At 43.7% G+C, this 14,198-nt stretch carries 15 protein-coding genes; 9 read left to right on the top strand and 6 right to left on the bottom strand.

Going from position 1 to position 14,198, the window contains the following annotated elements; translation table 11 throughout:
* Window positions 1–432 precede the first annotated feature (432 nt).
* The 3 genes from BGL89_RS09100 to BGL89_RS09090 all read right to left on the bottom strand — a co-directional run bounded on the left by BGL89_RS09100 (window position 433) and on the right by BGL89_RS09090 (window position 2,614).
* The gene (locus BGL89_RS09100; protein ID WP_286825438.1) at window positions 433–1,233 is read right to left on the bottom strand and encodes a tetratricopeptide repeat protein; all 801 of its coding nucleotides are present in this window, start codon (window positions 1,231–1,233) and stop codon (window positions 433–435) included.
* A 42-nt stretch (window positions 1,234–1,275) separates the two neighbouring features.
* A complete protein-coding gene (gene purE / locus BGL89_RS09095; RefSeq protein WP_286825437.1) occupies window positions 1,276–1,809 on the bottom strand; it encodes a 5-(carboxyamino)imidazole ribonucleotide mutase in 534 nt (177 codons plus the stop codon).
* 82 nt (window positions 1,810–1,891) lie between these two features.
* Window positions 1,892–2,614: a Uma2 family endonuclease gene (locus BGL89_RS09090; protein WP_286825436.1), complete on the bottom strand. Its 723-nt coding sequence runs from the start codon at window positions 2,612–2,614 to the stop codon at window positions 1,892–1,894.
* Window positions 2,615–2,805: 191 nt separating this feature from the next.
* On the opposite strand from BGL89_RS09090, the gene BGL89_RS09085 reads away from it, so the two are divergent.
* The 3 genes from BGL89_RS09085 to BGL89_RS09075 are packed head-to-tail and all read left to right on the top strand — an operon-like array spanning window position 2,806 to window position 5,370.
* Entirely contained in the window at window positions 2,806–4,599 is a 1,794-nt protein-coding gene (locus BGL89_RS09085) for a fatty acyl-AMP ligase (RefSeq protein ID WP_286825435.1), read from the top strand.
* Between the two features lie 43 nt (window positions 4,600–4,642).
* Complete coding sequence (locus BGL89_RS09080; RefSeq protein ID WP_286825434.1) at window positions 4,643–4,927, top strand: hypothetical protein; 285 nt, start codon at window positions 4,643–4,645, stop codon at window positions 4,925–4,927.
* A complete protein-coding gene (locus BGL89_RS09075; protein WP_286825433.1) occupies window positions 4,924–5,370 on the top strand; it encodes an HNH endonuclease in 447 nt (148 codons plus the stop codon). Before BGL89_RS09080 ends, BGL89_RS09075 begins: the two co-directional genes overlap by 4 nt.
* A 346-nt stretch (window positions 5,371–5,716) precedes the next feature.
* Here BGL89_RS09075 and lspA read toward each other — a convergent pair whose 3' ends face one another.
* The 3 genes from lspA to bioB are packed head-to-tail and all read right to left on the bottom strand — an operon-like array spanning window position 5,717 to window position 7,909.
* Window positions 5,717–6,181, bottom strand: a complete 465-nt coding sequence (gene lspA, locus BGL89_RS09070) for a signal peptidase II (RefSeq protein WP_286825439.1) — start codon at window positions 6,179–6,181, stop codon at window positions 5,717–5,719.
* An 11-nt stretch (window positions 6,182–6,192) separates the two neighbouring features.
* Window positions 6,193–6,843: a biotin transporter BioY gene (locus BGL89_RS09065; protein WP_286825432.1), complete on the bottom strand. Its 651-nt coding sequence runs from the start codon at window positions 6,841–6,843 to the stop codon at window positions 6,193–6,195.
* Window positions 6,815–7,909 (bottom strand): biotin synthase BioB, encoded by a 1,095-nt coding sequence (bioB, locus tag BGL89_RS09060; protein ID WP_286825431.1) that lies wholly within the window; start codon window positions 7,907–7,909, stop codon window positions 6,815–6,817. Before bioB ends, BGL89_RS09065 begins: the two co-directional genes overlap by 29 nt.
* A gap of 133 nt (window positions 7,910–8,042) precedes the next feature.
* Between bioB and rfbC the strand changes: the two genes are divergently transcribed.
* From rfbC to uvrC, 6 genes are all read left to right on the top strand, one after another.
* On the top strand, window positions 8,043–8,588 hold the full coding sequence (rfbC, locus tag BGL89_RS09055; protein ID WP_104397964.1) for a dTDP-4-dehydrorhamnose 3,5-epimerase: 546 nt from the start codon (window positions 8,043–8,045) through the stop codon (window positions 8,586–8,588).
* Window positions 8,589–8,593: 5 nt separating this feature from the next.
* Complete coding sequence (gene rfbD / locus BGL89_RS09050; protein ID WP_286825430.1) at window positions 8,594–9,469, top strand: dTDP-4-dehydrorhamnose reductase; 876 nt, start codon at window positions 8,594–8,596, stop codon at window positions 9,467–9,469.
* Window positions 9,470–9,473: 4 nt separating this feature from the next.
* Window positions 9,474–10,547, top strand: a complete 1,074-nt coding sequence (locus tag BGL89_RS09045; RefSeq protein WP_286825429.1) for a glucose-1-phosphate thymidylyltransferase — start codon at window positions 9,474–9,476, stop codon at window positions 10,545–10,547.
* 171 nt (window positions 10,548–10,718) lie between these two features.
* Complete coding sequence (gene leuB / locus BGL89_RS09040; protein ID WP_286825428.1) at window positions 10,719–11,804, top strand: 3-isopropylmalate dehydrogenase; 1,086 nt, start codon at window positions 10,719–10,721, stop codon at window positions 11,802–11,804.
* Window positions 11,805–11,883: 79 nt separating this feature from the next.
* The gene (locus BGL89_RS09035; protein WP_286825427.1) at window positions 11,884–12,144 is read left to right on the top strand and encodes a hypothetical protein; all 261 of its coding nucleotides are present in this window, start codon (window positions 11,884–11,886) and stop codon (window positions 12,142–12,144) included.
* Between the two features lie 82 nt (window positions 12,145–12,226).
* The gene (uvrC, locus tag BGL89_RS09030; protein WP_286825426.1) at window positions 12,227–14,104 is read left to right on the top strand and encodes an excinuclease ABC subunit UvrC; all 1,878 of its coding nucleotides are present in this window, start codon (window positions 12,227–12,229) and stop codon (window positions 14,102–14,104) included.
* Window positions 14,105–14,198 lie beyond the last annotated feature (94 nt).

The raw sequence follows: 14,198 nt of genomic DNA, 5'->3' as shown, positions 1-14,198 counted from the left end.
GAGGTTTTCGCTACCCTCCCTTTTTGTCTCTTATGCAGACTTTCGAGTTCAAGGGTTCAACTCAATCGAGCCATTCACTACCGCCCACTCATGGGATTCAAACCAATTTTATTTTAACATAAAGCCGTCCTAAAAGGACGGGGCTTTAACCCAAAATTTTGGTAAAAAAGGCAATTGCAGATACAGCAGTTATCTTAATGGTAAGGTACAAAGTTTTCTTTTTGGGGAACGGGGAAGAGTAGCTGGTCGTCCAGAAACGATAATTTAACCAGATCTGGGTCGAGGAAGTCTGATCAATTGTCCTAAAAATTCCCCGACGCAGTTTAAATGCAGTACAACCGAGCACATCACAATTGTATCTTAGTCGCCGATTTCTGGATAATTTGCCCCTCAGTCCCGCTACTGCCAGAAAAATTACTATTTAGTCCTTCTTTACTTTAAGTTAAGAAACTTATCTAAGGCTAGAACCATATTTGGCGGCCAACGGCGCACGCTTTTTACCCAATCGAGGTCTTGATAGCGGGTATCCATGCCGACGGCGGCTACCCAATTGCTTTCCGCCTCTCCCTGTTGTCCTTGGGTCCATAAAACGGCGCTTAAGGCGGCTCTGACATCGGGAAACATGGGGTATTTGCGGGCAATATTCCGCATTTTTTGGACTGCTTCCGGATATCTGCCCAATTCGTACAGGGCCAGAGCCAGATTAGCTTGCGCCCAGGCAAAATTCGGGGCTAGTTGAGTAGCTTGGCGATAGTCTTTCACGGCGGCTTCCCAGTCTCCTAAACCGCCCTCGGCGTTGCCGCGATTGTTATAGGCAAAGGCATCATTGGGAGCCAATTCTAAAACTTTATTATAATCGGCGATCGCTTCTTGATATTTGCCTTCTCCCTCTAAAGCGGTGCCGCGATTGAGGTAGGGATCGGGGGCATCGGGGGCAATGGCGATCGCTTGGTTAAAATCAGCGATCGCATCCTCTAATTTATTGAGACTAACTCTGGCATTGCCGCGATTACTCCAGACGGCGGGATTAGTGGGGAATTTGGCGACTAATTGGGTCCAATAGTTTTCGGCCTGGACGTAATCCCCTTTTTCTGTGGCTTCTAGGGCTTTTTCGGCGATAACTTCCCCTTCTCTAATCTGTTCTTCGCTAATAGTCGGGCTATCGGCATAAGCCGCTATGGGTAGGGCAAAAAAGAGTAACAGACTCAATACACAAGCGGTGATCCAACGCATAATTACTTCATAATTTGTTACTTAATCTTTTCTCAATCTACCCTACTTAGGTGAACTCTGCTCTAGATAGTCTTGATAGCCTAGTCGTTGAAGATTGCTTTGTTTTTCGAGGACGGAATCGGTGAGGGATTGACGATAGGCGATAACTTGCTCTAAAAGATCAATATTACCGGTGGCGAGAATTTGAACCGCTAAAAGTCCGGCATTTTTGGCATTACCGATCGCCACCGTGGCCACGGGAATGCCTGCGGGCATCTGTACAATTGAATAGAGAGAGTCTAACCCTTGTAAAGTGCGCGTGACTACGGGAACTCCAATCACGGGTAAGGGGGTTAAAGATGCTACCATTCCGGGTAAATGGGCAGCGCCGCCGGCTCCAGCGATAATCACTTTTATTCCCCTCAAATGAGCGTTTTTTGCGTATTCAAACATTTTTTCGGGGGTACGATGAGCCGAGACAATGGCGACTTCGTGGCTAATCTGAAAAACCTCTAAAACTGCGATCGCTTCTTTCATGGTGGGTAAGTCGGAATCACTGCCCATAATTACACCCACTAGGGGAGCTGCTGTCACCATAACTGCTAGAAAATAATTTTGTTTTTTAATCTTATAGCAGAGTTTGTTATTTTGTCTTCAAACCCTACTGATCAGATTTCCCCTAAATTGTATCGGGATCGATGCCTAATTCTCGTAGTTTTTGGGCCAATTTTTCCTTAGCCTGACGTTCCCTTTCTTTCTCTAAAATAGCCTGTTCTTTCTCTAAAATAGCCTGTTCTTTTGCCTGTCGTTGCTGTAATTCGGCTTCTTGAGGAGTGGGGACTAATTGACCATCGACGGTAAAATAACGCAGTTTACGGTCAAATATCCCTAAATATAATCCTAACTGTTCACTCCATAGATAACCCTGTTCATTGGCAGCAATAGCTTGATATTGTCCCTCAATTAGTCTAAATCCCTGCAATTCTAAACTATTAGGATCGAACCAAAAATAATTAGGAGTGCGAAAGATATTCTGATAGAGAATTTTCTTGTTATTGCGGTCAATATTGGCCGTAGAATCGGAAAGAATCTCGACAATTATATCTGGATATTTACCCTGTTCTCCCCAAACCACCCAACTTTTGCGGGGACGCTTTTCGGTATCTAAAACCACAAAAAAATCAGGACCCCAGAAATCGCGCTTTTTTAGTTGTTCCTCGTTGTAGTAGATGGTCAGATTTCCCGAAGCGTAGTAATCACTCCTCTCGCGCCATAATAATTCTAGACAACTAAGGAGAATGATGATCTGTTGCAGGTGTAGATCACTTGCCAAGGGCGGTTCATCACTCCATAAATCTGTGGGGGGACAGGTAACTTCTGGGATAATGTCTAGGGCTGTCATGACTTTTTCCCGGTATTTTAGAGTTAATTAATTATAGCTTTTTCCAATTACTTTAGAGATGGTGCTGGGGGATTTTTGCCCCTAACTTAATCCTACACCCTTGACCGATCGCCTTCGGCACTTGCTCCTAGTGCCATCGGCAAATATGTTAAAACTTCTATACAATAGCGCCAATAAGCCCGATAACAACGATGACTGAAACCCTAATTCAACCCGCAACCCTAGTAGAACTCTTACGTTACCGCGCCACGGCACAACCAGAGGGCCATGCCTACACTTTTCTTATCGATGGTAAAAAAGAAACCCCACCTTTAACCTACAGTGAACTCGATCGCCAAGCAAGAGCGATTGCGGCCTATTTGCAAAAATACCAGGCCCAAGGAGAACGCGCCCTATTACTGTATCCTCAAAGTTTAGAAGTAGTGGCCGCTTTTTGTGGTTGTCTCTACGCGGGAGTGATTGCCATTCCCGTCCCCCCACCGGAATCGGGACGACTTAAGCGCACTTTGCCCCGTTTGCGGGCAATTGTCAAGGATGCTAATGCCACCTTTGCCCTAGTTACCGAAAGTATTCTGACTCTTATTGAAGGTGTTAAGGAAGAATTTCCAGAATTCGACCAAATGAAATGGATTACCACCGAAAGTATTGATATTTCCCTCGCGGACCAATGGCAAGATCCCCAGGTGGATAAATCGGCGCTTGCTTATCTGCAATATACCTCCGGTTCGACTAATATCCCCAAAGGGGTGATGTTAAGTCATTTTAACCTGATGCACCATTGCGGTTACTTGCAAAAAGCTTGTGGTTACGAACCGGATAGCGTTACCCTAACTTGGATGCCCTATTTCCACGATTACGGGTTAGTCGAAGGTATCACAGTTCCCCTCTACAACGGGACACCCTGCTATCTCATGTCTCCCTTTGCTTTTATTAAGCGTCCGATGCAGTGGTTAAAAAATATTACTAAGTACAAAGTTACTCATAGTCAAGCGCCCAACTTCGCCTATGATCTTTGTACTCGCAGGATTAAAGCTGCCGATTTAGCGGAATTAGACCTGAGCAGTTGGCAGGCCGCGGGAAATGCCGCCGAACCGATTAATCCGAAGGTAATGACCAAATTTGTCGATACTTTTGCAGATTACGGCTTTTCTTGGCAAACTTTCGCCCCTGCCTACGGATTAGCTGAATATACCCTCTTGATTTCCAATAAACCCAAGGGAACCACCCCAATTATCACCGCTTTGGATACAACCGCCTACGAACGCGGTAAAATTGTCCCTGTAGGTTCCGATCGAACCACTGGAGTTAGATACGTCCCCAGTTGTGGTCGTCGCGTCTGTGATACCCGTATAGCTATCGTTAATCCCGATACTTTCACCCTTTGTGCAGCCGATGAAGTGGGCGAAATTTGGGCCAGTGACCCCAGTATGGCCGCTGGATATTGGCAACGGGAAGACGCAACTAAAGAGACTTTTCAAGCTTATCTTGCCGATACAGGAGAAGGACCGTTTTTACGCACCGGAGATTTAGGTTTTCTTCTCGATGGGGAATTACATATCACGGGACGGATTAAGGATTTAATTATTGTCCGTGGCAGTAATCATTATCCCCAAGATTTAGAATGGTCAGTACAGCATCTTAATGAGGTTTTTCGTCCCGATTATGGCGCGGCTTTTTCCATTGAAGATAACGGTGAGGAACAGTTAGTTATTGTCCAGGAATTAGAACGTCGCAGCGGGGCATTAGATACGGCCAAATTAATTGCCGATATCCGTCAAGAAATCGCCGAAGAACACGAAATTATGACCCATGCCATTGTTTTGGCCAAATCGGGGACAATTCTTAAAACTGCCAGTGGCAAAATTCAACGCCGCGCTATTAAACAGAATTTTCTCAATGGTAATATGAGTATTATCGATGCTTGGTCAGAAAATCCTCAGTTAGTTAGTAAATTCGATCGCTCTAATTCTGAAACAGAAGCATAGTTTTTCGGGTGGGCATTGCTCACCCGATCGAGAATAACTAATCGTGTTAGGATTAAAGTTAGGTATTAAAGGTAAGGAGAAAGTGATGTTAACTCAACTGATGGTCAAGCCCTCTTCTTGGATTGAAAAAGGAATTAAGCTATCGCCAGTAAGGGAAAATTATCTCTTTAAATTCACCGAGGAATTGCAGTGTCGATTGGAGGAACTACGGGAACTAGAAAAAAATTCCCAACTTAATTCTCAAGAGACCGCAGAATTAGCTGGTATTTTAGAGTTAAACGAGATTTTCACGCTCTTAAATGCGCGAATAGTTGCTGAATCTAAATGATTACTATCACAACTCGATTACAAGTCCGAGCAAGAGCCAACTATCTGTGTGAATACTGTCATTCTTCAGAAGAAATTAGTGCCGCATTATTTGAAGTAGATCACATTCAGCCCAAATCTTTAGGAGGTAAAGATGAATTAGCAAACTTAGCTTTAGCTTGCCAAAGATGTAACAGATATCGCTACAATTTTATCAAGGCAATTGATCCGAAAACAGAACAAGAAGTAGAAATATTCAATCCGCGCCAACAGCATTGGCAAGAACATTTTATCTGGACACCAGATGCTTTAAAAATAGTGGGACTTACTCCCATCGCTAGGGCAACTATTGAACGTTTGGACTTAAATGATGACAATCATAATGAAGGTTTTATCGTTAAAGTTCGTCGATTATGGATCCGGGGAGGTTGGCATCCACCCAGCACCGATAAAAAACAGGAATAATAGCTTATTGTTATCTAGGGTCTGCTGAAAAAGTTTTTCGGTGGTGGTAGGAGTCAGGAGTCAGGAGTCAGGAGTCAGGAGTCAGGAGTTTCAGGCTTTGTTGCCCNCAATCCTATTTTCTTGCACTAACATCGGACTTTAACAGGTCAAAAGCTTTATTTTAAAAGGGTTTTACCATTATTCAGCAAGCCCTATCTAGGTAAATGAGCTTCAATTAAGTTTTTTCTAGAGGTCAAAATGATTGTTACTCAACAGGAATTATCTAGATTTCCAAAATATTTAAATGATCAGGACTCCAGGAATATAATACTAAATCCCCAATTTTTTTTGAACAGTCAATATATACTTATTTGCTTAAATTGTGGGGAAAGTTAGAAATTAATAGGCAAATAATCCCGATATTAATAAAGACATCAGCCAGATTAAAAACAGGAAAATTAATCAATCGAAAATCGAGAAAATCCACCACATAACCAAACAAAAAGCGATCGATACCATTGCCGAAAGCCCCTGCTAAAATAAAACCGTAGGCCAATTGTTCCCAACGATTTAAATGCGGTCCAAAGTAAGCAAAAGCCATTAATCCTAAACTAACTAATAAGGATAGCCATTTTAGCCAACCAACACCGCCCCGAAAAGCACTAAAAGCCGCCCCAGTATTAATCACATAGGTAAAATGAAAAACCCCCGGAATAATCGGGAAAGTATCACCAATTTGCTCAAAACTCTGCACGGTTATATACTTAGTTACTTGGTCTAAAATTAGACCAATCACCGCCACTACCCAAAACCAGCGATTCTTTTCTAACATTGGCTGTGGCATCAATAAAATAATAATTTACGGAAGAAAAAGGCAATAATTACTACCACACAAATTACTACTAACTGCCCTAAAAATGGCCAGACTGAATAATTCATAAATAGGGTGGGCAAACTATCGGGAAAGGTGATTTGACCGGCTTGGGGCTGAAAAATCGACAATCCCAGCATATATAATAAACCGCACAGATGAATCACTAACAAACCGGCAAAAGCACTTAAAGCCAGGGTTTCTATCTTGGCGCGCCAGCGAAAAGCCAGCCAACCACACAGCCATGCCCCCGGCATAAAGCCTAAAATATAGCCAAAACTGGCTTCTTTCAGATAACCCATTCCCCCACCCTGGGCAAACACGGGCAACCAAGTTAAACCGAGAAAAATATAGGCCACCTGGGCAAGAAGCCCGGCATTTTTGCCCCCCAGACAGCCCGTTAACAATACTGCCCCAATTTGGTAAGTTATGCCTAGTTTTTGCGAGGATAGACCCGTAGCCGACCAACTAGCTAGGCTTACTGGAACAAATGTACTAAAAATTGTCAGCAACAAACCAATCAAAGCCCAGAGTAACTCATTGGGAACCGATACGGAAGCGCGCCGCGGCGGAGATTCTCGTCCTCGACGTGATTTAGGTTGCCTGTTGGGGTTGGTATTCACCGGGGATGGGGGCTTCTCCTCCTATTAAACTAAGATCAGCCAACATCGCCTGATCCTGTTGGGGGGGTTGTCCTAGAGTGGTCAAATAATGCCCAATTAGCATAGCATTAATTCCCGATTTTAGCCCCAGATTTTGCAATTCTCCCATCACCGCCTCTCGTCCCCCGGCATAACGGAGGATTTGTTGGGGTAAAATAAACCGGAAAATAGCGATCGCTTTTAGGGCAGTAAAGGGGTCCAGTTTGGGTAAATGACCTAGAGGGGTGCCACTTCTGGGGTTTAATAGGTTAATCGGCACTGATTCCACCTCTAATTCCGCTAGGGAAAAAGCTAAATCGATCCTGTCCTGCCAACTTTCGCCCATACCGATAATTCCGCCCGTACAAGCTTGAATTCCCGCCGCTTTCAGGTTTTTTACCGTTTCTACCCGATCCTGCCAACTGTGGGTGGAGACCACGTTAGGATAAAAATTCTCGGCAGCCTCCAGATTGTGATTATAACGGGTAACTCCGGCTTCTTTTAGGGCCTGCGCTTGGGCAAGGGTTAATTCTCCCAGAGCGCAACAGGGTTTAATCTTGGCCGTTTCGATGATTTCTTGAACTGTGGCCAGTATTTCCTCGAATTCCTTCGATTTGGGGCTATTGTACTTTAATCCCCGTCCTTGACTAACTAAACAGAAGCGTTTGGCCCCCGCGTCGGCTGCCGCTTTCGCATGGCTGACGATTTCCTCGCGACTTTTTAAACCGTAGATAGGCGAATCTTGTCCGGGATGGTGGACGGATTGGGAACAAAAACTACAATTTTCCGAACAACTTCCCGATTTTATGTTGATAATGCTACATAAATCCACCGTATTACCACAACAGGCCTGACGAATGCGATCGGCAGCCTCACATAAGCTGAAAATATTTTCCTGACCTTCGATCGCAGTTAAAGCTAAGGCCTCTTGCTGACTGAGTCGATCGCCGGCGATAATCTGATTAGCCCTAGTCTGTAACCAGTTTTTTAAGGCTTCTCCCTCCACGGGGATAGATTGAGTAGCGGTGTGTGTAGAGACTTGTACCACGTCGTTTATGCTCTGACTAAGTTAGGCTCATCTTATCATTATTCAGTTACCGAGGAAAGATTAATAAAAAAATTTAGAAAAAAATACCCTTTTGTGCTAAACTACCCGCAAAAGTTATCTTGTCTCCGATTTTATGAAAGTTATTCCGACGGAAATTCCTGATGTTTTAATCATTGAACCGCAAGTTTACGGAGACGATCGAGGTTTTTTCTTGGAAAGTTTTAATCAGAAAGATTTTCGAGAAAAAACTGGTGTTAATACCACTTTTGTCCAGGATAATCACTCTATGTCCTTAAAAAATGTCCTGCGAGGATTGCACTATCAAATCCCCAATCCCCAGGGTAAACTGGTGCGAGTAGTGAGCGGTAGTGTTTTTGATGTGGCAGTGGATGCGCGTAAAAGTTCTCCCACTTTTGGGCAATGGGTAGGCTGTGTTTTAAGTGCGGAAAATAAACGTATTTTCTGGGTTCCCGAAGGTTTTGCCCATGGTTTTCTAGTTCTCTCCGATCGAGCCGAATTTCTCTACAAAACCACTAATTATTATTATCCCCAATACGAAAAAACCATTGCCTGGAATGATGCCGATTTAGGGATTGACTGGCCTCTAGAGACCCCCCCGATTCTCTCCCCTAAAGACCAAGCTGGACAACCCTTTAAATCCGTGGAAGTTTTCCCCTAAAGACAATGAAAAAAGTTTTACTAATTGGTGCTAAAGGTCAAGTAGGACAAGAGTTACAATTAACTTTACCCCAGCTAGGTGAAGTTATTAGTATCAGTCGAGAAGAACTAGATTTAACTAACTCGGAAAAAATCGGCCAGTTAATTAGGGAAATTCACCCCGATTATCTGGTTAATGCCGCCGCTTATACAGCAGTGGATAAAGCCGAAACCGAGCCAGATTTAGCCTATTCTATCAATGCTACAGCCCCGAAAATTATGGCGGAATCTGCCGAGAAAATTAAAGCTAAATTTCTCCATATTTCCACCGATTATGTGTTTGATGGTCGAAAAAATACCCCCTATCTAGAAACCGATCTAACTAATCCTTTAGGGGTTTATGGACAATCAAAGTTAAGGGGAGAAGAGGAGATTAAGACTGTTAATTCTCAGGCAATTATCCTGCGGACTGCTTGGGTTTACGGCAGTTATGGCAAAAGTAATTTTGTCAAAACCATGCTGAGATTAGGTAAAGAAAGAGAGGAGTTAAAAGTAGTTGTTGATCAGGTGGGAAGTCCCACTTGGGCAAAAGATATCGCCGCGGCAATTACTCACCTTTTAATTAATGCCGATAATCCCGCGGGAATCTATAATTTTAGTAATAGCGGTGTCGCCAGCTGGTTTGATTTAACTAAAGCGATTTTTGAGGAGGCAAAAATAAGCGGTATTCCCTTAAAAATTCAGAGAGTAATTCCCATTACTACTGCTGAATATCCTACCCCAGCGGCGCGTCCGGCCTATTCGGTTCTTTCCAGTCAAAAAATCTCGCAACAATTAGGTTATATTCCTTCCTATTGGCGGGATTCTCTCAAAGCTATGCTCAACCAACTATTTAATCTTTAAAACTATGAAAGCACTAATTTTATCCGGTGGTAAAGGTACGAGGTTACGTCCCCTAACTTATACTGGAGCAAAACAGTTAGTTCCCGTTGCCAATAAACCGATTTTATGGTATGGAATCGAGTCAATTGTCGCCGCAGGAATTACCGATATTGGCATTATTATCAGTCCCGAAACCGGGGAAGAAATTCGTCAGACTACGGGCAATGGTGAACAGTTTGGGGCTAAGATAACTTATATTCGCCAAGATCAACCAGCTGGATTAGCTCACGCGGTTAAAACTGCCCAATCTTTCCTAGCAGATTCCCCCTTTATTATGTACTTGGGTGATAACCTAATTGAGGATGATTTATCGCCCTTTTTAGACTCTTTCCAAAAACAGTCCCTTGCTGCTTTAATTCTCCTGCGAAAAGTATCTAATCCTAGTGCTTTTGGGGTGGCAAAAGTAGATGAAACCGGCAAAGTTTTATACTTAGTCGAAAAACCCAAAGACCCCCCCTCAAATTTAGCTTTGGTAGGGATTTATTTTTTTGCCCCCACCATTCATCAAGCGATCGCATCTATTCAACCTTCGGCCCGGGGTGAGTTAGAAATTACCGACGCTATCCAAGAATTAATCAATCAAAATAAAGCAGTAGAAGCCAATAAACTACTGGGTTGGTGGTTAGATACGGGTAAAAAAGATGATTTATTAGAAGCCAATCGGATTATCCTTGATACCAGTCTAGAAATCGCTTTGCAGGGAGAAATTGATGCTAATAGTCAGGTGATCGGACGGGTACAAATTGGTCAGGGTAGTAAAATTATTAATAGTACCATTCGCGGCCCTGTCATTATTGGAGAAAATTGTCACATTGAGAATTGTTTTATCGGTCCCTACAGTAGTGTGGCTAATGGAGTAAAATTAATCGATGCCGACATAGAACACAGTGTTATTCTCAAAGATGCCACGATTATTGGCATTCATCAGCGCATAGTTGATAGTGTTATCGGACGACGGGCAAAATTAGAAATTGCCCCCCAACGTCCAAAAGCTTTACGCTTTATGATCGGGGATGATTCCCATGTAGAATTAGTGTAGTTATCGGGGATTAACTGCCCCTTTAATTAATACCGGAAGATCGAGAATTTCCCTAGCTAATTCGGCGGCAGTTTCCCAGTTTTTCTGGCAAAGATTGACATTTTCAGGAGAAAAAAGCCGCCCTAACTATGCTATAATGACAAGGCTGACCTATTTTACCGTTCTAGAACTATGACGCAACAGTATCGCATTACCCTACTACCAGGCGATGGCATCGGGCCGGAAATCCTCGCTGTCACCGTAGAGATACTGAAAGTCATCGGTAAAAAATTTGACCTCCAGTTTGACTTCCAAACCGCTTTAATTGGAGGGGCAGCCATTGATGAAACCGGCAGTCCCCTCCCCGAAGCAACCCTGAGCGCCTGTAAAAATAGTGAGGCTGTTCTCTTGGCCGCTATCGGGGGTTATAAATGGGATAATTTACCCCGGCAGCAAAGGCCAGAAACGGGATTATTAGGCTTAAGATCTGGCTTAGGTCTTTTTGCTAATTTGCGTCCTGCCACCATTTTTCCGCAATTAATCGACGCTTCTAGTCTCAAACGGGAGATTATCGAGGGAGTGGATATCATGGTGGTCCGGGAATTGACCGGGGGTATCTACTTCGGTCAACCGAAGGGGATTTTTGAGACAGAAACGGGAGAAAAACGCGGTTTAAATAGCATGGTTTACTCGGAGTCGGAGGTGGACCGCATCGCTAAGGTAGCCTTTGAAATTGCCCAAAAACGCGGACATAAACTCTGTTCCGTCGATAAAGCTAATGTTCTTGATGTTTCCCAACTTTGGCGCGACCGGGTGACGAAAATGGCCGCTAATTATCCCGATGTGGAACTTTCCCATCTCTACGTCGATAACGCAGCCATGCAGTTAGTCCGGGCCCCCAAACAATTTGATACTATCGTCACGGGCAATTTATTCGGTGATATTCTCTCCGATGAAGCGGCCATGTTAACCGGTAGTATCGGAATGTTACCCTCCGCTAGTCTAGGGACTGCTGGAGTGGGAGTTTTTGAACCCGTCCACGGTTCGGCCCCGGATATCGCCGGCCAAGATAAAGCCAATCCGATCGCCCAGATTCTCAGCGCTGCTATGATGTTAAAATATGGGCTAAATCAGCCTTTAGCGGCAGCAGCCCTGGAAAAAGCCGTAGAAAAAGTCTTAGAGTTCGGTTATCGTACCGGAGATATTTTCTCGGAAGGTATGACCTTAGTGGGATGCCAAGCTATGGGCCAGGCCATCCTGAAAGTTGTAGAATCCTAACAAAAGTGGCATAATCGGAAATCGTCGTATAACATTGATTTAATAAATATGTCAATTTAATCGTAGGGAGACGACTTATATGGTAGCCCTATCCCAGAACACAGAACAACAGCGTGTCGATATGGAAATCCCAATTTTATTAGATCCTACTGTCTTACGGGCAGCCAGACGCATTTATCGCATCTACTGTACCCTCAATAGCAGAGTTAGTAAACGTCCTTTTGGTGTCGCTATTAACCGCGACAATCATCGGGGCCAATTGATTTTTAACAATAAACCGATTCTTCTCCCCGGAGAATGTTTCGTCCCGATTAAGCAAATCGAATCGGAAGCCTATTAATTTTTGTGAAGATTTGCCCTGAATATCTTGCCAAACGTCAGCTAATACCCACTGGCGTAATTTTTTTGTCTAATATAGAAAGATGTTCGAGAATAATCTTAACTCTACCCTAATCCAAGACCTCGATCGCCTAGAAAATCGTCTTCAGGAAATTCCCCTCGAACCGGGGGTGTACTTCCTGCGCGACCAAAATGGCGAAATTCTCTACATCGGTAAATCCAAAAAACTCCGGTCTAGAGTCCGTTCCTATTTTCGTCCCAGTCAACCCCTCAGTCCCCGCATTGCTTTGATGGTACGACAGGTGACAGAAATTGAATTTATCGTCACCGACACAGAAGCAGAATCTTTGGCCCTAGAAGCTAATCTAATTAAACAACATCAGCCCCATTTTAATACTCTCCTCAAGGACGATAAAAAATATCCATACATTTGTATTACTTGGTCGGAAACCTACCCGCGCATTTTTATTACCCGCAAACGTAGCATAAATAACCAAAAAGACCGTTATTATGGTCCCTACGTCGATACCAGGCTGCTGCGCCACACTTTACACCTAATTAAACGCACTTTTCCCCTGCGTCAACGTCCCCAACCTCTTTTTAAAGACCGTCCCTGTTTAAATTATGATATCGGTCGTTGTCCGGGGGTTTGTCAAAAATTAATTAGTCCCCAAGATTATCGAGAAACCTTGCAGAAAGTGGCGATGATTTTTCAGGGAAGGACGGGAGAATTATTAGACAAATTAGCGGCAAAGATGCTAGAAGCGTCGGAAAACCTAGATTTTGAACAAGCGGCCACGATTAGGGATCAAATTCGCGGATTACAGGCTCTTAATACCGATCAAAAAGTCTCTTTACCCGATGATACCGTATCCCGGGACGCAATCGCTTTAGCTAAAGACGAGCAGCATTGTTGCATACAATTATTTCAAGTGCGTTCCGGTCGTTTGGTGGGACGTTTGGGATTTTTTGCCGATAGTCAGTCCGCAAACGAGGGAGAAATCCTGCAAAAAGTCCTAGAAGAACATTATTTATCGGTGGAAGGGGTGGAAATTCCCAGCGAAATCCTGCTACCCTGCGAATTACCGGAAGGTGAGGTGTTAGCGGGGTGGTTAAGGGAAAAAAAAGGTCGCAAAGTCGAGTTAACTGTCCCCCAACGGCAAAGTAAAGCGGATTTATTAGCTATGGTCGAGAAAAACGCTCTTTATGAGTTAGAAAAGACGAAAAGAAGCGCCGACCGGGATTTGCAGTCTTTACAGGATTTAGCGGTAATTCTCGATTTACCCGCGCTGCCCCACCGCATCGAGGGTTATGATATTTCTCATATTCAGGGTTCCCATGCGGTTGCGTCGGGAGTGGTGTTTATCGATGGGGTGGCCGCTAATCAACATTATCGTCACTATAAAATCAAAAATCCCGAGGTTAAAAGCGGTCATTCCGATGATTTTGCCAGTTTAGCAGAAGTAATTCGGCGGCGTTTCCGTCGTTATGCCGAAAATCCCGATAATATTGCCGAAAGTGATGATTTTCCCGATTTGGTCATGATTGATGGGGGAAAAGGACAATTATCAGCAGTGGTGACAGTTTTAGGGGAGATGAATTTATTAGAACAGGTAAAAGTTGTTAGTTTAGCTAAACAGAGAGAGGAGATTTTTTTACCTGGGGAATCCTCTCCTTTAGAGACAGATAAGGAACAACCCGGAGTGCAATTATTACGTCGAGTCAGGGATGAAGCGCACCGCTTTGCTGTTAGCTTTCATCGACAACAAAGGATGCAAAAAAGTCGCCGTTCCCGTCTGGATGAGATACCGGGTTTAGGTTTTAAGCGACAAAAAGATTTATTAGCTCATTTTCATTCTCTGGATTATATTCGCGAAGCTTCCCTAGAACAATTGCAACAGGTGACAGGAATTGGGGAACAATTAGCTAAGGAAATTTATAATTATTTTCATCCTAGGTAGGGTTTGCTGAATAATGGTAAAACCCTTTTAAAATAAAGCTTTTGACCTGTTAAAGTCCGATGTTAGTGCTGCGAAAATAGGATTGGGACTTTCA

Source organism: Microcystis sp. LSC13-02 (genome assembly GCA_002282935.1).
In the GTDB taxonomy this organism is placed as follows: domain Bacteria; phylum Cyanobacteriota; class Cyanobacteriia; order Cyanobacteriales; family Microcystaceae; genus Microcystis.
This window is presented reverse-complemented; position numbering and strand designations above follow the sequence as displayed.

Coding starts and splice junctions, on each gene's coding strand:
- lspA (WP_286825439.1), bottom strand. CDS start 6,181: ATGTTAGAAAAGAATCGCTGGTTTTGGGTAGTGGCGGTGATTGGTCTA.
- leuB (WP_286825428.1), top strand. CDS start 10,719: ATGACGCAACAGTATCGCATTACCCTACTACCAGGCGATGGCATCGGG.
- BGL89_RS09045 (WP_286825429.1), top strand. CDS start 9,474: ATGAAAGCACTAATTTTATCCGGTGGTAAAGGTACGAGGTTACGTCCC.
- rfbC (WP_104397964.1), top strand. CDS start 8,043: ATGAAAGTTATTCCGACGGAAATTCCTGATGTTTTAATCATTGAACCG.
- purE (WP_286825437.1), bottom strand. CDS start 1,809: ATGGTGACAGCAGCTCCCCTAGTGGGTGTAATTATGGGCAGTGATTCC.
- BGL89_RS09035 (WP_286825427.1), top strand. CDS start 11,884: ATGGTAGCCCTATCCCAGAACACAGAACAACAGCGTGTCGATATGGAA.
- rfbD (WP_286825430.1), top strand. CDS start 8,594: ATGAAAAAAGTTTTACTAATTGGTGCTAAAGGTCAAGTAGGACAAGAG.
- BGL89_RS09100 (WP_286825438.1), bottom strand. CDS start 1,233: ATGCGTTGGATCACCGCTTGTGTATTGAGTCTGTTACTCTTTTTTGCC.
- BGL89_RS09075 (WP_286825433.1), top strand. CDS start 4,924: ATGATTACTATCACAACTCGATTACAAGTCCGAGCAAGAGCCAACTAT.
- BGL89_RS09090 (WP_286825436.1), bottom strand. CDS start 2,614: ATGACAGCCCTAGACATTATCCCAGAAGTTACCTGTCCCCCCACAGAT.
- BGL89_RS09085 (WP_286825435.1), top strand. CDS start 2,806: ATGACTGAAACCCTAATTCAACCCGCAACCCTAGTAGAACTCTTACGT.
- uvrC (WP_286825426.1), top strand. CDS start 12,227: ATGTTCGAGAATAATCTTAACTCTACCCTAATCCAAGACCTCGATCGC.